The sequence below is a fragment of the Mycobacterium kansasii ATCC 12478 genome (assembly GCF_000157895.3).
GTDB classification, from domain to species: Bacteria; Actinomycetota; Actinomycetes; order Mycobacteriales; family Mycobacteriaceae; genus Mycobacterium; species Mycobacterium kansasii.
The window spans coordinates 1,456,217-1,472,914 of record NC_022663.1 but is presented as its reverse complement, the minus strand read 5'-3'; the positions used below and the strand labels follow the sequence as shown (position 1 = coordinate 1,472,914).

Below are 16,698 nucleotides of genomic sequence, written 5' to 3'. Positions count from 1 at the left end.
CGACTTGTCGGCACCGAGTCCTACACTCGCGGTGCCTTGATAGACATGCGCTTCAGAGGGAGGTGCCGGGATGCGATTCCTGCACACCGCCGACTGGCAATTGGGCATGACCCGGCACTTCCTCGCGGGTGACGCCCAGCCGCGCTATTCCGCGGCCCGCCGCGACGCAGTCGCCGGACTCAAAGCGCTGGCGGCCGACGTCGGCGCCGAATTCGTGGTCGTGGCAGGCGACGTCTTCGAACACAACCAACTCGCTCCTCAGGTGATCAGCCAATCCCTGGAGGCCATGCGCGCCATCGGAATTCCCGTGTACCTCCTGCCCGGCAACCACGACCCGCTGGACGCGTCGTCGGTCTACACCAGCGCGCTGTTCAAGGCCGAACGCCCAGACAACGTGGTGGTGCTCGACCGGCCCGGCGCGCATGAGGTGCGGCCGGGTCTGCAGATTGTCGCCGCACCATGGCGGTCGAAAGCGCCCACCACCGACCTGGTCGCCGAGGTGCTGGCAACCCTGTCCGCAGCGGATGACACCCGGGTGCTCGTCGCCCACGGCGGCGTGGACGTCTTGGATCCCGACCGCGACAAACCCTCCCTGATCCGCCTCGCCGAACTCGACCGGGCACTGGCCGACGGCCAGATTCACTACGTGGCCCTTGGTGATAAACATTCGCTGACCAACGTGGGCGCCAGCGGCCGGGTGTGGTACTCCGGCTCCCCGGAAGTGACCAATTTCGACGATGTCGAAGCAGACCCGGGTCACGTCCTGGTGGTGGACATCGACGAAAGCATCCCCGAAAGACCCGTAGCCGTCGAGCCCCGTCATATCGGCCGCTGGCGTTTCGTCACGTTGCACAACCAGGTGGATACCAGCCGCGACATCGCCGATCTGGACATGAACCTGGACCTGATGACCGACAAGGTATGCACCGTGGTGCGGCTGGCACTGACCGGCTCATTGACGGTCGCCGACCGCGCCACCTTGGACGCCTGCCTGGACAAATACGCGCGACTGTTCGCCTGGCTGGGTCTGTGGGAGCGTCACACCGACCTGGCGGTGATACCGGCAGACGGCGAATTTGCCGACCTCGGCATCGGCGGGTTCGCCGCCGCCGCGGTCGATGAGCTGGTCGCAACTGCACGCGCGGGCGACACCGAATCGGCTACCGATGCTCAGGCGGCTCTGGCGCTGTTGCTTCGGCTCACCGACCGGAGCGTCGCGTGAAGCTGCACCGGCTCGTCGTGACGAACTACCGCGGGATCACCCACCGGGAGATCGCCTTCCCTGATCACGGGGTAGTGGTGGTCTGCGGTGCCAACGAGAGCGGCAAGTCGTCGATGATCGAGGCGCTGGACCTCCTGCTGGAATCCAAAGACCGCTCCACGAAGAAAGAAGTCAAGCAGGTCAAGCCCACCAACGCTGACGCCGGCTCGGAGGTCACTGCCGAAATAAGCGCTGGCCCTTATCGTTTCGTATATCGTAAGCGCTTCCACAAAAAGCCCGAGACCGAGCTGACGGTGCTGGCGCCGCACCGCGAGCAGCTGACCGGCGACGAAGCGCACGATCGGGTTCGGGCAATGCTGGCCGAGACGGTCGATACCGAGCTCTGGCATGCCCAGCGAGTGCTGCAGGCGGCGTCGACGGCCGCGGTGGATCTGTCCGGGTGCGATGCGTTGTCGCGCGCGCTCGATGTCGCCGCCGGAGCCGACGTGTCCCCCTCCGGCGCCGAACCCTTGCTGATCGAACGGATCGACGCCGAGTACGCGCGCTACTTCACCGCGACCGGCCGGCCCACCGGGGAGTGGGCCGCCGCCATCAACGAACTCGCCCAGGCCGACGCCGCGGTGGTGCAGTGCGCCGCTGCCGTCGCCGAGGTCGACGAGCGGGTTCGTCGCCATGCCGAGCTGACCCGGCGGGTGGCCGAATTAGCGGAACAACGGGCCGCTGCCGGTCCTCGGCTCGTCGCGGCGCAGGCCGCGGCGGACAGGATCGCCGCGCTGACCAACGAAGCGCGGGAAGCACAACTCATCGCCGCCGCTGCGGCCGCGGCCAGTGCCGCATCGACGACAGCACATGCCGAGCGGCTGAGCCTTGTCGCCGACGTCGACGCCGGCGGCGCCGCCGTCGCGGCCCTGCAGGCCGAAGCGCACCAGGCCGTCGACCGGCAGGCGGCGGCAACCGCGGCGGTAGCTGCCTGCGACGCCGCCGTCGAGCAGGCCATGCACGCGCTGTCGGCCGCACAGCGTCGCGCCGAATCCGCGCGGCGCTCGCTCGACCAGATCGTCGATCGCGAGGAGGCTGACCGGCTAGGGGCTCGGCTGGACAGGATCGACACCACCCGGCGCGAACGTGATCGCCTGGATGCCGAACTGGCCGCGGTGACGGTCACCGAACGGGTGATGCGCCGCATCGACGAGGCTGCTGCGGCTGCGGATCGGTCAGACGGACAGCTCGCGTCGATCTCCGCCGCGGTGGAATTCACCGCGGCTGTCGACATCGAGCTTGTCGTCGGCGAGCAGCGGGTGTCGTTGCCGGCGGGCCAATGCTGGTCGATCACGGCCGCCGGGCCCGCCGAGGTGGTGGTGCCGGGTGTCCTCACGGCGCGGATCAGCCAGGGTCCGGCCGCGCAGGAGATGCAGGCTAAACACGTTGCGGCACAACAAGAGCTGGCCCAAGCATTGACAGCCGGTGGAGTAGCCGCCGTGGCGGATGCGCGCGCTGCCGACCGGCGTCGCCGGGAACTGCAAAGCACGTGCGATCAGCTGACCGCCACCCTGGACGGCCTGTGCGGCGACGACCAGGAGGATCAACTCCGAGCCCGACTGGCGCAATTGCAGGCCAGCCAACCCGCCGAGCCGGATCTGTTCGCGACGGACGCCGCGGCCGCCCGAGTCGAACTGCAAGCGGCCGAGGCCGCCCGCATGGCCGCGGAGACCGAGTGCGAAACCCGGCGCCGGACTGCCGCAGCCGCTGCTCGCCAGCTGGCCGAGATATCCACGCAGGCAACGGTGCTTGGGCATCAGGTGGAAACGCGGCGCGCCGAACTCGACGCGGCCCGTGCCCGGTTGGCGCAGGAGCGGTCCTCGGTCAGCGATGCAGACCTTGCGGTCAAAGCCGACGCGGATCTGCGCGCGCGAGAAACGGCCGAGCGGCGGGTGGGCGAGCTGGCCGAAGCGCTTGCCGCCATGGCGCCCGACGCGGTGGCCGCCGAGCTGGCGGAAGCCATCGATATGGCGGAGTCGCTGCGCCAGCGCCACGACGATGCCCTGAACACGTTGCGAGAGATCAGCATTGAACTCTCGGTGTTCGGCAGCGAGGGCCGGCAAGGCAAGCTCGACGCCGCCGAGACGCAGCGTGAGCACGCCGCTGGCCGGCATGCCCGCGTCGGCCAGCGGGCCAGGGCCGCGCGGCTGCTGCGCTCGGTGATGGCGCGCCACCGCGACAGCACCCGCCTGCGTTACGTCGAGCCGTACCGCGCCGAGTTGCATCGGCTCGGCCGGCCGGTGTTCGGGCACACCTTCGAGGTGGAGGTCGACAGTGACCTGAAGATCTGCAGCCGCACCCTGGACGGCACCACCGTGCCCTACGAGTCGTTGTCCGGGGGTGCCAAAGAGCAGCTCGGCATCCTGGCCAGATTTGCCGGGGCTGCCCTGGTTGCCAAGGAGGACACCGTTCCGGTGGTGGTCGACGACGCGTTAGGGTTCACCGATCCAGACCGGTTGGCCAAGATGGGGGAGGTATTCGACACTGTGGGCACCCATGGACAGGTGATCGTGTTGACGTGCAGTCCCGGCCGCTACGACGGTGTCGCCAACGCGCACCGCATCGATCTCCATGGCTAGCGATCCGCGGCCGTCCCGCGGTTCACCGGCGACAGACATCCAGTGCGACTACGTGGTGGTGGGCACCGGCTCGGCCGGGGCGGTCGTGGCCAATCGGCTCAGCGAAGATCCGGCGACCTCGGTAGTGGCCCTGGAAGCCGGCCCCCGCGACAAGAACCGCTACATCGGCATTCCGGCGGCGTTTTCCAAGTTGTTCCGCAGCGAGGTCGACTGGGACTACCTGACCGAGCCGCAGCCGGAGCTTGCCGGTCGTGAAATCTATTGGCCCCGGGGCAAAGTGCTAGGCGGTTCGTCGTCGATGAACGCCATGATGTGGGTGCGCGGGTTCAAAGCCGACTACGACGAGTGGGCGCGGCGGGCCGGCCCGCAATGGTCGTACACCGAGGTGCTCGGATACTTCCGTCGAATCGAAAACGTCACCGCCGCCTGGCATTTCGTCAGCGGCGACGACAGCGGGGTGACCGGTCCGCTGCACATCTCCCGTCAGCGCAGCCCGCGGCCGTCGACCGCGGCCTTCCTGGCCGCGGCACGTGAGTGCGGCTTTGCCGGTGCGCAGCCCAATTCGGCAGAGCCGGAAGGCTTTTGCGAGACCATTGTCACGCAGCGCCGCGGTGCGCGATACAGCGCGGCCGACGCCTACCTCAAGCCCGCGATGCGCCGCAAGAATCTGCGTGTGCTCACCGAGGCCACCGCGACGCGAATCGTCATCGACGGAAACCGGGCAGTCGGCGTGCAATACCAGCGCGACGGCCAAGCCGGTGTGGTCCAGGCCCGTCGTGAGGTGGTGCTCTGCGGCGGCGCCGTCAACAGTCCGCAACTGTTGATGCTCTCCGGCATCGGGGACCGCGATCACCTCGCCGAGCACGGCATCGAAACCGTCTACCACGCGCCCGAGGTAGGGCAGAACCTGCTGGACCACCTGGTCACACCGATGGGGTTCGACGTCGCCGGCGACAGCCTGGCCGCGGCCGAAAAGCCGCGACAGGTGCTTGACTATCTGCTGCGGCGCCGCGGGATGCTCACGTCCAACGTCGGCGAGGCATACGGCTTCGTCCGCAGTAGACCCGACCTCGCGCTGCCTGATCTGGAGCTGATCTTTGCCCCGGCACCCTTTTACGACGAGGGTCTGCGCGTCCAGCCGCCGGGCCACGGGGTGGTGCTCGGGCCGATCCTGGTCGCCCCGGAAAGCCGCGGCCAGGTGACGCTGCGCTCGGCCGACCCGCATGCCAAACCGGTCATCGACCCGCGCTACCTCTCGGATCGCCACGGAGCCGACCGGGCCGCGATGATGGCCGGTTTGCGGATGTGCGCCCGCATTGCCGAGGCGCCGGCACTCAAACGTCTGCTCGGGCACATCGCCCGGCCGCGCAATTGCACCGAGTTGAACGAGGCGACCCTCGAGTTGGCGCTGGAAACGTGCTCGCACACCCTGTATCACCCGCTGGGCACCTGCCGGATGGGCACTGACGACAACAGCGTGGTCGATCCGCAGTTGCGGGTCCGCGGGGTCGAGCGGCTGCGGGTCGCCGACGCATCGGTGATGCCGAGCACCGTCAGGGGACACACTCATGCGCCATCGGTGCTGATCGGAGAGAAGGCCGCCGACCTCCTGCGCGGCTGAGGCACCACCGCTGAACTGCCGGCCTTGGCGGTTCTCGGCAGAATGGTACCCATGGCGGGGCAATACCGATGACGATGAATGCCAAACGGCGCCGGGTGCACGACAAGTTGGCGAAACTGCCGGGGGTGCGGCCGGTGCGCCGGCCGGTGTCACCCGGCAGTGACGACGAGTTCGATCTGTACTACGTGCGCACCGGTCGCAAATCCACGCATCCGCTGGTCATCATCCCGGGAGGGCCGGGAGTGGCGTCGATGCGGTTGTATCAGGGACTGCGCCGGCGCGCCGCCGCGGCCGGTCTGGACGTGATCATGATGGAGCACCGTGGCGTCGGCATGTCGCGCCACGACGACTCCGGTGCCGATCTGCCGCCGCAGGCGCTGACCGTCGACCAGGTCGTGGACGACGTGGCGGCGGTCCTCGACGACGCGCACGTGGACTCGGCCGTCGTCTATGGCACGTCGTACGGCACCTATATCGCGGCGGGCCTGGGGGTGCGTCATCCCTGCCGCGTGAAGGCGCTGATCCTCGACTCCCCGGTGCTGTCGCGCCACGACATCGTGCTGGCGCGCGACGCTCTCCGCAGGCTGCTGCTGAAAGGCGATGGTCCGGAGACGGCCGCGCTGGCGCCCAAGGTTCGGCGGTTGGTCGGCTCCGGGGTGATGAGCGCGTCGGCGGCCCAGGTCGCGGCGGCGATTTACGGCTACGGCGGGGCCAAGCTCCTCGGCCGGCAGCTGGACCTGTTGCTCGACGGCCGAACCATGTTGTGGCGTGCGCTGTGCCGGGTCACCACCGTGGTCGACCGCAAGGTGCCATACCGCTACGAGAACGATCTGGTCAGCCGTATCGCATTCCGCGAACTGGACTACGCCGCCGAACCGGACGGCCTGCCCCTCGACCCCGCGGTGGCGATGCGGGAAACCCTCACCGCCACAGCCGTTTTCGAAGCAGAACCATATGACCTGGTGGCCGAGATGCCGAAATTCAGCTGGCCGACGGTGGTGGTTTCCGGTGGCCGCGACCTCATCACCCCGCCCGCGGTGGCGGAACGTGTGGCGTCGCTGGTGCCCGGCGCGGTGCTCTTGGAGCTGCCGACCATGGCGCACAGCGCCCTGGATTTTCGGGAGCCCGCCGCCCTGGCCATCGCCGAAGCGGTATGTCGTGGCGAACACAACCGGCTCGCCGACCAGGTGCCCATGCTCGACGCGATGCCGCCACGCGCCCCGGTGCGGCTGCTGTGGAAGGCGATCGACATGGCTGCCGCTGCGGAGGCGGCCGTCCTACCGGCGCGGCGCCAGGTCGGCCAGGTCAGTCCCGCATGAATCCGATCGCGGTGTAATCCAGGTCGGCCAGGCCCGTGGCACCGAAGTTTGCCAGCGTGCTGCGCACCGCAATGGTTCCGGGCGATTGGGTCAGCGGCAGGCTGAATCCTTCCGCCCACACCAGTTTGTCGACCTCGTTGGCCAGCTCACGCGCCTTGGCCGGGTCGAGTTCCTGCAGCGTCCGCTCGATAGCGGCGTCGATCTCGGGGCTGCCGATTTTGCCGAAGTTACTTTCCCCGTCGGAGGTGTAGATCTGGGTGAGCGACGACAGCGGAAACGCGTCGCCGACCCACCCGAACAACGCGATATCGAAAGCTCCTACGTTGATGTAGTTGCTGAAAAAGCCGCTGCCGGAACGGGATTGCAGCTCGAGTCGAACGCCGATCGCAGCCAGGCTGTGCTGAGCGACCTGCCCGAACTGCCGAGTGCTCTGGGCGTCGTAGAACAGCAAACGCACCACCAGCTGGCGGCCGTTCTTCTCCCGGAACTTGCCGTTGAGCTTCCAGCCCAGCGCGTCGAGGTCCCGCTTGGCCTGCTCCGGGTCATAGGGGGTGCTGTTGTCTTGGTAGCCCTCCTGCCCGGCGACAAAGATGTGATTGTTCAGCGGGCTCGGATCGCTGGTGAGGCCGTAGAGGGCCACCTTGGCGATGGTCCGGCGGTCGATCCCCTTGCAGATCGCCAGCCGTAGCGCCGGATCGGCGAGAATCGCCCCGGGCGCGCCGTTGATGGTGAAGTGACTCCAGCTCGGAGCGGGAGCCCGCCGGATGGAGATGCCCTTGGTGCGCTCGGCGATGGTGAGTTGATCAAGCGAGCCGATTCCGGTCGCGTCGATCGTCGCGTTCTGCAGCGCCGGCAACCGTGCGGCGTCATCCAGCACCAGGTAGGTGATGCTGTCCAGCCGCGGCCGCTGGCCCCACCATTTGGGGTTGCGGGTCAAGACGATTCGCTGCGTGCTGCGGTCCAGAGAGCTCACGATGAACGGGCCGGCCGACGGGCCCGGCGCGTTCAGCTGGCCCGTGTTGAATGCCTCCGGCGTGGCGGTCATGCTGGCGGGCAGCAGCATCCCGTTGCCGGCGAACATTCCGCGCCACTCCGCGTAGTGCTTGGCGAAGGTCACCACGGCTTGGCGGTCGTCGGCGCCCCGGGTCACCGAGGCCACGCGGTCGGAGCCGTTGAGCGACGCGATCGCGAAGTTCTTGTCGGCGCCGCTGGTCGCGTGGATTTGGCTGGCGATGTCGCGCCAGGTGATCGGCGTGCCGTCGGACCAGAATGCCTTGGGATTGATGGTGTAGGTGATGACCTGCGGGTCGGTCTGGGTGAGTTCGACGCTGGTGAAGTAGTTGGTGTCGACTGTGGTCGAGCCGTCGGGCCCGATGACGAACGCGCGCGGCAAGGTGGCCTTCAACATCGCCGAGACCTCGGCCGAATTACCGTCGATGTGCAGGGTGTTGAAGTTGGGCGGGAAGTCGCTGAGCGCCAGGCGCAGGTTGCCGCCGTCGCGCAGCGTGGCCGGATTCTGCGGGTTGATATCGCTGGTCGTGCCGACGGCGCCATTGGGTGCGCCCGACGGTGTCACGGGCGCGGCCGAGCAGCCGGCGACCATCAGGGCGGCGATCAGTAGCGCAAGGATGACGCGGGTCCTGTTGGTCATGTTTGCCTGGGATTCGGTTGCGGCACCGCTCCAAGCAGCCGCCGCGTGTACTCGTGTTGTGGATTGGCGAAAACTCCCCGGCTGTCACCCTGCTCGACGATGGCGCCGGCGTACATGACGACGACATCGTGGGCGAGGTGTTTGACCACCGAAAGATCGTGGGAGACAAACAGATACGAGAGCCGGAATTGCTCTTGCAGGTCCAGGAGCAGGTTGATGATCCCGGCCTGGATCGACACGTCGAGCGCGGACACCGGTTCGTCGAGCGCCAGGATCTTGGGCTGCAACGCCAGCGCCCTGGCGATTCCGATGCGCTGCTTCTGGCCGCCGGAGAACTCCGCGGGATAGCGGCTGGCATCAGAGCGGCGGAGCCCGACGATGTCGAGCAGTTCGGCCACCCGGGCGTGGGTGTCGGTCTTGCTGAAGCCGTTGGCCTGTAACGGTTCGGCCAGCAGATCGGAGACGGGAAGCCGCGGATCCAGCGAGGCCACCGGGTCTTGGAAGACGACCTGGATGTCGCGGCGCAGCGCGCGCCGGCTCGACGGGGTCAGGGCGGCGACATCGGCGCCCAGCACTTCGATCGATCCCGATTGCGGCACAGCCAATTCCAGGATTTGATGCAGGGTGGTCGACTTGCCCGAGCCTGATTCACCGACGATGCCCAGCGTGCGGCCCTGCTGCAGTTCGAAACTGACGCCGTCCACGGCGCGAACTTCGCCGATCGACCGGCGCAACAGCAGGCCCTTGGTCAGCCGGTAGGTCTTGACCAGGCCGCTCACCCGGACGACGACCGGTGTGTCACAAGGTTCTGGCGCGATACGCTCGGTTTTCACACCGTAGATGTCGGCGGCGCTGCGGCCGTTGACCTGATCGGTGCGGATGCAGGCGGCCCGGTGATCCGCGCCGACCTGGATCAATTCGGGCTCGGCGCTGCGGCATTCGTCGATCACCAGCGGGCAGCGGGGCGCGAACGGGCAACCCGGATCCATACCGGCCAGCGATGGAGGGGCGCCGGGAATCGGCACCAGCCGGGTGCCCTGCGCGGCGTCCAGGCGGGGGACCGATCCCAACAGCCCCACGGTGTAAGGCATCTGGCGATCGCGGTACAGGTCATTGACCCCGGCGGACTCGACGACCCGGCCGGCGTACATCACCAACGCCCGGTCGGCGAACTCCGCGACCACCCCGAGGTCGTGGGTAATGATCAACACCCCGGCGCCGGTGACGTCGCGGGCCGTCCTGAGCACGTCGAGGATCTGCGCCTGCACGGTGACGTCGAGTGCGGTGGTCGGCTCGTCGCAGATCAACAGATCCGGATCGTTGGCAATCGCGATCGCGATCACCACACGCTGCCGCTCGCCGCCGGAAAGCTCGTGGGGGAAGGCGCGGGCGCGTCGCTCGGCTTGCGAGATACCCACCAGCTCAAGCAGTTCCACGGCGCGTCGGCGGGCCTCCTGCTTACCGACTCGGGACTGATGGACCCGGATCGCTTCGGCGATCTGGTCGCCGACGGTGTAGACGGGGGTCAGGGCGGACATCGGATCCTGGAACACCGTGCCGATCACCTTGCCGCGGACCCGTGACATCCCGTCGTCGCCAAGACCGAGCAGTTCGGTTCCCTGCAGCCGCACCGAGCCGCGTACCTCGGCGTACTCGGGCAGTAGTCCCACGACCGCCATGGCTGCCGCGGACTTACCCGATCCGGATTCGCCCACCATCGCCACCACTTCGCCCGGATCGACGCGGTAGCTGATGCCGCGCACCGCGGTCACCGGATCGCCGTCGGTGGGGAAGGCGACGGCCAGGTCGGTCACCTCGAGCAGGGCGGTCATCGCTCACCGCGGCGCAGTGTTCTGCTGCCCGGGTCCAGGGCGTCGCGCAGGCCGTCGCCGGTCAGGTTGGCGCACACCAGAATCAGCACCAGTACCCCGGCCGGAAACAGAAACACCCACGGGTACGTCGTCGCGGACTGGGTGCCGTCGGCGATCAGCGTGCCCAGCGATACATCGGGTGGCTGGATACCGAAACCGAGGAAGCTCAAACCGGTTTCGGCCAATATCGCGGATGCCACGTTCAGGGCCGCGTCGATGATCAGGATCGACGCCACATTCGGGATCACGTGGCCGGTGATGATCCTGCGGCTGGAAACCCCCATAAACCTTGCCGCACGGATAAATTCGCGCTCCCGCAAGCTCATCGTCATGCCACGTACCATGCGGGAGCTGACCATCCAGCCGAAGCCGGCCAGCAGCAACACCAGGAACATGATGTTGGCCGAATTCTTGGTTCGCGGAGTGACGATGGCGATCAGGATGAAGCTGGGCACCACCAACAGCAGGTCGACCACCCACATGAGTGCCCGGTCCCGCCAGCCGCCGAAATACCCCGAGATCGCCCCCACGGTAGCGGCGATGCCGGTGGAGATCACCGCGACACAGACGCCGATCAGCATCGACTTCTGCATGCCCCGCAATATCTGGGCCAGCAGGTCTTGGCCCAGCGCATTGGTGCCCAGCCAGTGCCGCGTGTTGGGCGGTTGCAGCAAGGCGTCGAAATCAAGGTCGTCATAGGAATAGGGGAGTAGCGCGGGCAGCGTGTAACAGCCGACGAACAGCAGCACCAGCACGGCGAGGGAGACCACCGCGGACCGGTTGCGCAGGAAGCGGCGCAGCACCAGGGCGCGCCGCGACGTGAACTCGGCGACCTCGGGCTCGGCTAAGGCGGTCATGCCACTCGCACTCTCGGATCCAGGGCCGCATAAATGACATCGGAGAGCAGGCCGGCCAGCAGGACCACCGCGCCGGAGAACACCGTGATCGCCGCGACGATGTTGGTGTCCTGGGTTGAAATACCCCGGACCATCCATTCGCCCATGCCATGCCAGCCGAAGATCTTCTCGACGAAAACCGCTCCGGTGACCAGTCCGGCCACGCCGTAGGCGAATAGCGTGGCCATCGGTATCAGGGCGGTCCGCAGCCCGTGTTTGATCAGCGCGCGCCGCCGGGTCAGCCCCTTGGCGCGGGCGGTGCGGATGAAATCCTGACCCAGGACGTCCAGCATCGCGTTGCGCTGATAGCGGCTGTAACCGGCGGCAGCTCCCAGCGCCAGCGTGAGCGACGGCAGGACTAAATGCTTCAGCCGGTCAGCGAAGGCTTCCCACGTCCCGGCCGCCACGCCGGGTGCGGTCTCGCCGGTGTAGTCGAATAGTTGCAGACCCAGCGCCCAGTTGACCCGCAGGGCGCCCAGGATCAGGAGGTTGGCCACGACGAAGGTCGGCGTGCTCAGCACCAGCAACGCCAGCATGGTGATGACGCGGTCACTGAGCCGGTATTGACGGATGGCGCCCCACGCCCCGATCGCCACACCCAGAATCGTGCCGACCACCGATCCGATGATGAGCAGCCGCAGGCTGGTTCCGATGCGCCGCCCCAGCTCGGCGCCGACGGGCTGGCCGGTGATGGTGACCCCGAAGTCGCCGCGAACGGCGTGGGAAACCCAGTTGGCGTAGCGGATCGGGATGGGCCGGTTCAATCCCAGTTGGGCGGCTTTGGCGTCGATCACCGCTTGCGGAGGCCGCGGACTGCGCTGCATCAGGCTTTCCAGCGGCGAGAACGCAAGAGAAGTCAGGCAATACGTCAAAAACGACGCCAGCGCCAGCAGCACGAGGTAATTGAGCAACCGGCGCGCCAGAAAGCGTGTCATGCCCCGCCACCGTGCCGCATTGGGACAGGGTAGCGAGACTCGGTGACAGATGGCGCACCGCTTCGGAGCCGACCTGCACATTTCACGACTTCTGAACATTCGCCGAAGGGCGCTCGGACAGGCTTTCCGCGGACTCGGGCTGGCCTTGGCCCGTTTGACGACGCATGGAGGACGCAGATGTCGTTCGTGATCGCAGTACCCGACTTCATCGGCGCCGCAGCAACCGAGCTAGCCAATATCGGTTCGACGATCAGCTATGCCAACGCGCTGGCCGCCCTGCCGACGACGGCCATCCCCGCCGCAGGGGGCGATGAGGTCTCGGCTGCCATCGCGGCGTTGTTCGGCGCACATGCTTGGCAGTATCAGGCGATCAGCGCGCAAGTGGCGGTGTTTCACGACCAATTCGTGCGCAATCTGCAAGCCAGCGTGACCGCGTATGCGAGCACCGATGCGGCCAGTGCCCTTGCCGCAGCAGAGCAACAAGTCCTCGACGTGGTCAACGGTCCCGCCAAGCTGCTGACCGGCCGCCCGCTGATCGGCGACGGTGCTGACGGAATATCCCCCGGCCAGGACGGTGGCGATGGCGGGTGGTTGATCGGCAACGGCGGCGACGGCGCCGACGGGACGGCACCTGGTCAGGCCGGCGGTCGAGGCGGCGACGCCGGTTTCATCGGCAGTGGCGGAAAGGGGGGCAGGGGCACCGATTTCCGCGTGATAGACGGATTGCAGGGCGGGTTCGGTGGCCGGGGAGGTAATGCCTGGGGATTCGGTAACGGCGGCGCCGGCGGGGCGGGTGGAATGCTGGCCGACGGTGGTCGTGGGGGTGATGCCGGGTTCTTTGCCGGCAACGGCGGGCCGGGTGGGGCAGGCGGGGGCTCTCCGCTGCCGGAGAATTTGGGCATCGGTCCCGGCATCCCCGGCGGGCGTGGCGGTGACGGCGGCGATGCCTTCCTTTACGGATTCGGTGGGGCCGGCGGGCCAGGCGGCGCCGGTGGTCCCGGCGTCGCCGACTTCAACAGCGACGCTGTATTCGGCGGTGGGCCCGGGGGCTCTGGCGGTAACGGCGGCACCGGCGGGTTCATCGGTGGTGGCGGTCCCGGCGGCGCCGGCGGGCCCGGCGGTACGGGTACCACGAGCGACGGCGGCGGCGGCGCCGGCGGCAGGGGTGGCGACGGCGGAATCGGCGGCTCCACCCGCCTGATCGGTCCCGGCGGTCACGGCGGCGCCGGCGGCCCCGGCGGTCAAGGCGGGTCCAGTCTTAACGCGGCCCTGGCCAACGGCAACGGCGGTGGCGGCGGCGACGGCGGTGCCGGCGGCTCGGGCGGGATCTCCTTCCCCTATGGCCCGCCGGACAACTTCGTGCAGCAGCTGCTGCAGCACCGTGGCGGTTACGGCGGCGACGGTGGCCCCGGCGGTAGCGCGGGGCAGGGCGCAGGGTTACCGGGCATCGGCGGCACCGGTGGTAAGGGCGGCAGCGGTGGCAATCTCTACGGCATGCCCGGCCTGCAGGGTGTCGACACCGTCACCAATTTCGTGACAGCGTTTGCTACGGGGCAGATGCAACTGACGACTGTAGTACAACCCGGTGAAGCTGGCGGAGTCGGCGAATTAGGTAACGGTCCAGGTGGGATCCTCGGCAATGGTGGCGGCGGTGGAGTCTACGCGGGCGGGGAGGGCGGGACCGGTGGTTCCCCGGCGGGTTAGCTAGACGCGGGTACCTAACGCCCACGTCAGGCACCGTCACATGACCGCCCGGCGTACCCGCCCGGTCTCGATGTGACCAGCTCGATGTGACCTGAAGGCCGCCTCGACATGAGCTGCGCAGGGTGTGGCTATGCCGGCGGCCCGGTTTGGCCCTTGCACTCATATGCGTGGCGGACGTTGATGTCGTTCGTCTGTGCGTTACCCGAGTTCGTCGATGCCGTGGCGGCGGAGTCGGGCCGCGGCTGCTCGACGATCAGCCAGGCGAATGCGGCCGCTTGCTGTCCCGACGACGTCGATCGCGGCCGCTGGGGCCGATGAGGCGTCGGCCGCCGGGTCACCCGCAGCTGGCGGCCAAACCGATTGGACTCGCGACGGAGCCGGCGGGGCAGCAGGATCCGGAGCCGGCCGATCCGCCACGCCGACGTCAACCGCGTCAGGAGCGCCCGGGCTACCGCCCCGCCTCGCGGCCAGCCCAACCACCCTCCAAGCGCCACCTGATCGGATGGACCAGCGCATTTCATGACTTCCAAACGTTCGTCTCAGAGCTCCTCGACAGGCTTTGCCCAGATCCGGGCACGAATGACGTCCGGTTGGGCTTAGGAGGACGCAGATGTCGTTCGTGATCGCAGTGCCTGAGTACGTCGACGCCGCCGCAACGGAATTGGGGCGCATCGGCTCGACGATCAGCCAGGCGAATGTGCTCGCCGCTTTCCCGACGACGACGATCGCGGCAGCAGGCACCGATGAGGTGTCCGTGGCCCTCGCGGCGTTGTTCGGGTCGTTTGGCCAGCAGTATCAGGCGATCAGCGAGCAAATGACGGCATTTCATGACCAGTTCGTGCGCAACCTACAGGCCGCGGTGAACGCCTACGCGAGCACCGATGCGGCCAATGCGCTCGCCGCGGCAGGGCAACAAGTGACCAATGCCGTCAACGGGCCCACGCAGGCGCTGACCGGGCGCCCACTGATCGGCGACGGCGCCGACGGGATAGCCCCCGGTCAGAACGGTGGCCACGGCGGGTGGCTCATCGGCAACGGCGGCGACGGCGCGCCGGGCGCTCCCGGCCAGGCCGGCGGCCGCGGTGGCGACGCCGGGTTCATCGGCAACGGTGGCCGTGGCGGGGCCGGCGGCGCGTCTATTTCTAGGCCGACGTCAACGCCCTTGCCTGGCGGGGCCGGCGGGGACGGGGGTAGGGCCTGGGGGTTCGGTGAGGGCGGCGCCGGCGGGTCGGGCGGAGCCGGCCAAGCCGGCGGCCGCGGTGGCGACGCCGGGTTCATCGGCAACGGTGGGCGCGGCGGGGCCGGCGGCGGGTCTATTTTCGGGCAATTCCCGCTAGACCCCACACGTGGCGGTGCTGGTGGGGACGGGGGTAATGCCTGGGGGTTCGGTAACGGCGGTGCGGGTGGGCCGGGAGGGATGCTCGCCGATGGCGGTCGCGGAGGTAACGGCGGATTCTTCATCGGCAACGGTGGGAACGGCGGGTCGGGAGGAATCACTGCGTTCGGAGCCGCCCACAACGATCCGGGGCTCAGCGGCGGGCGCGGCGGTGACGGTGGTCATGCCTTCCTCTACGGAGTCGGCGGCGACGGTGGAGCGGGCGGCGACGGAGCTCCCGGAGGCCGCGGCGCACTTTTCCAGTCCGCAGTGAACCCCGGCGGCCGTGGCGGTGATGGTGGTCATGGCGGCACCGGTGGGCTGATCGGCGGCGGTGGGGCGGGCGGGAACGGGGGCGCCGGCGGCCGCGGCAGCGAAGACCTTAGTTTTGGCGCTATCGACGGCGGCAATGGCGGTGCCGGCGGCAACGGCGGTATCGGCGGCAGCACCCGGCTTATCGGCCCCGGTGGTTTCGGCGGCGACGGCGGGCCCGGCGGCCGCGGCGGAAATGGCCGCATTGCGGTCGACTTCCAGGGCCAAACCCACATCGGGCGCAACGGAGACGGCGGCGCTGGCGGCAACGGCGGTGCCGCGGGCTCGGGCGGCATTCCCTATGGCTACGGCGGAAACCCCACCTTGCTGCAGTATGGCGGCGGTGACGGCGGCGACGGCGGCGACGGTGGCGACGCCGGCCGTGGGGCCGGCGCAAAGCCCGGGGTCGGGGGTGCCGGCGGCAGCGCTGGTACCGGTGGTTCACTCTACGGCGAAGATGGTTCAGGCGGGGTGACCGGCAAATCCAGCTGAGCCGGGTAGCGGCATCGATGCAAACCCGCGGGCTGAATCCGATCCGGTTGATTTTCATGGCTGAAATCCGGGCAGCCGATTGTTACGATCCTCGGGCGGCATCGTTCTGCGCAGTAAGACACCGATTCCCGAGGAGCCTGGCGTGACGGTCACCGACGAATACCTGTCTCACAACACCGAGTACGCAAAAACTTTCCAGGGGCCGCTTCCGCTGCCGCCCAGCAAACACATCGCGATTGTTGCCTGCATGGACGCCCGGATCGACGTCTACCGCGTGCTGGGCATCAACGAGGGCGAGGCCCATGTCATCCGCAATGCCGGCGGAGTGGTCACCGACGATGTGATCCGCTCGCTGGCCATCAGCCAGCGGCTGCTGGGTACCCAGGAGATCATCCTCATCCACCACACCGATTGCGGGATGCTCACCTTCACCGACGACGACTTCAAGCGCGCCATCCAGGACGAGACCGGCGTAAAACCCCCGTGGGCGGCCGAGTCATTCCCTGACGTCGCCGAGGACGTGCGCCAGTCGTTGCGCCGCATCGAGAACAGCCCCTTCGTCACCAAACACGTCTCCCTGCGAGGGTGCGTCTTCGACGTCGCCACCGGCAGGCTCAACGAAGTGACGCCGTAGCGCTGCCGTCCCACCTGCCTCGGGGGATCACGAATCACGAATCGCGAC

General features: G+C 68.2%; 11 protein-coding genes. 7 read left to right on the top strand and 4 right to left on the bottom strand.

The window, feature by feature from the left end; genetic code table 11:
* Window positions 1-70: 70 nt before the first annotated feature.
* The 4 genes from MKAN_RS06295 to MKAN_RS06280 all read left to right on the top strand — a co-directional run bounded on the left by MKAN_RS06295 (window position 71) and on the right by MKAN_RS06280 (window position 6,780).
* The gene (locus MKAN_RS06295) at window positions 71-1,222 is read left to right on the top strand and encodes a metallophosphoesterase family protein (RefSeq protein ID WP_023366319.1); all 1,152 of its coding nucleotides are present in this window, start codon (window positions 71-73) and stop codon (window positions 1,220-1,222) included.
* The gene (locus MKAN_RS06290) at window positions 1,219-3,840 is read left to right on the top strand and encodes an AAA family ATPase (RefSeq protein ID WP_023366317.1); all 2,622 of its coding nucleotides are present in this window, start codon (window positions 1,219-1,221) and stop codon (window positions 3,838-3,840) included. Before MKAN_RS06295 ends, MKAN_RS06290 begins: the two co-directional genes overlap by 4 nt.
* Entirely contained in the window at window positions 3,833-5,461 is a 1,629-nt protein-coding gene (locus MKAN_RS06285) for a GMC family oxidoreductase (RefSeq protein ID WP_023366315.1), read from the top strand. Before MKAN_RS06290 ends, MKAN_RS06285 begins: the two co-directional genes overlap by 8 nt.
* A gap of 68 nt (window positions 5,462-5,529) precedes the next feature.
* Window positions 5,530-6,780: an alpha/beta hydrolase gene (locus MKAN_RS06280; RefSeq protein WP_036392509.1), complete on the top strand. Its 1,251-nt coding sequence runs from the start codon at window positions 5,530-5,532 to the stop codon at window positions 6,778-6,780.
* Here MKAN_RS06280 and MKAN_RS06275 read toward each other — a convergent pair.
* The 4 genes from MKAN_RS06275 to MKAN_RS06260 are packed head-to-tail and all read right to left on the bottom strand — an operon-like array spanning window position 6,767 to window position 12,133.
* Entirely contained in the window at window positions 6,767-8,431 is a 1,665-nt protein-coding gene (locus MKAN_RS06275; RefSeq protein WP_023366311.1) for an ABC transporter family substrate-binding protein, read from the bottom strand. The two genes, MKAN_RS06280 and MKAN_RS06275, sit on opposite strands and share 14 nt — an antisense overlap.
* Window positions 8,428-10,263, bottom strand: a complete 1,836-nt coding sequence (locus MKAN_RS06270) for a dipeptide ABC transporter ATP-binding protein (protein WP_023366309.1) — start codon at window positions 10,261-10,263, stop codon at window positions 8,428-8,430. The genes MKAN_RS06275 and MKAN_RS06270 overlap by 4 nt, the downstream gene beginning before the upstream one ends.
* Entirely contained in the window at window positions 10,260-11,159 is a 900-nt protein-coding gene (locus MKAN_RS06265) for an ABC transporter permease (RefSeq protein WP_023366307.1), read from the bottom strand. The genes MKAN_RS06270 and MKAN_RS06265 overlap by 4 nt, the downstream gene beginning before the upstream one ends.
* On the bottom strand, window positions 11,156-12,133 hold the full coding sequence (locus MKAN_RS06260) for an ABC transporter permease (protein WP_023366305.1): 978 nt from the start codon (window positions 12,131-12,133) through the stop codon (window positions 11,156-11,158). The genes MKAN_RS06265 and MKAN_RS06260 overlap by 4 nt, the downstream gene beginning before the upstream one ends.
* A gap of 177 nt (window positions 12,134-12,310) precedes the next feature.
* On the opposite strand from MKAN_RS06260, the gene MKAN_RS32490 reads away from it, so the two are divergent.
* The 3 genes from MKAN_RS32490 to MKAN_RS06240 all read left to right on the top strand — a co-directional run bounded on the left by MKAN_RS32490 (window position 12,311) and on the right by MKAN_RS06240 (window position 16,650).
* Window positions 12,311-13,837 (top strand): PE family protein, encoded by a 1,527-nt coding sequence (locus MKAN_RS32490; protein WP_023366303.1) that lies wholly within the window; start codon window positions 12,311-12,313, stop codon window positions 13,835-13,837.
* A 610-nt stretch (window positions 13,838-14,447) separates the two neighbouring features.
* On the top strand, window positions 14,448-16,016 hold the full coding sequence (locus MKAN_RS32485) for a PE family protein (RefSeq protein WP_023366299.1): 1,569 nt from the start codon (window positions 14,448-14,450) through the stop codon (window positions 16,014-16,016).
* A gap of 142 nt (window positions 16,017-16,158) precedes the next feature.
* The gene (locus MKAN_RS06240; RefSeq protein WP_023366297.1) at window positions 16,159-16,650 is read left to right on the top strand and encodes a beta-class carbonic anhydrase; all 492 of its coding nucleotides are present in this window, start codon (window positions 16,159-16,161) and stop codon (window positions 16,648-16,650) included.
* Window positions 16,651-16,698: the final 48 nt, after the last annotated feature.

Excerpts from the sequence above, each read along its gene's own strand:
- MKAN_RS06280 (WP_036392509.1), top strand. The coding sequence starts at position 5,530 with ATGACGATGAATGCCAAACGGCGCCGGGTGCACGACAAGTTGGCGAAA.
- MKAN_RS06270 (WP_023366309.1), bottom strand. The coding sequence starts at position 10,263 with ATGACCGCCCTGCTCGAGGTGACCGACCTGGCCGTCGCCTTCCCCACC.
- MKAN_RS06285 (WP_023366315.1), top strand. The coding sequence starts at position 3,833 with ATGGCTAGCGATCCGCGGCCGTCCCGCGGTTCACCGGCGACAGACATC.
- MKAN_RS06265 (WP_023366307.1), bottom strand. The coding sequence starts at position 11,159 with ATGACCGCCTTAGCCGAGCCCGAGGTCGCCGAGTTCACGTCGCGGCGC.
- MKAN_RS32485 (WP_023366299.1), top strand. The coding sequence starts at position 14,448 with ATGTCGTTCGTGATCGCAGTGCCTGAGTACGTCGACGCCGCCGCAACG.
- MKAN_RS06260 (WP_023366305.1), bottom strand. The coding sequence starts at position 12,133 with ATGACACGCTTTCTGGCGCGCCGGTTGCTCAATTACCTCGTGCTGCTG.
- MKAN_RS32490 (WP_023366303.1), top strand. The coding sequence starts at position 12,311 with ATGTCGTTCGTGATCGCAGTACCCGACTTCATCGGCGCCGCAGCAACC.
- MKAN_RS06275 (WP_023366311.1), bottom strand. The coding sequence starts at position 8,431 with ATGACCAACAGGACCCGCGTCATCCTTGCGCTACTGATCGCCGCCCTG.
- MKAN_RS06295 (WP_023366319.1), top strand. The coding sequence starts at position 71 with ATGCGATTCCTGCACACCGCCGACTGGCAATTGGGCATGACCCGGCAC.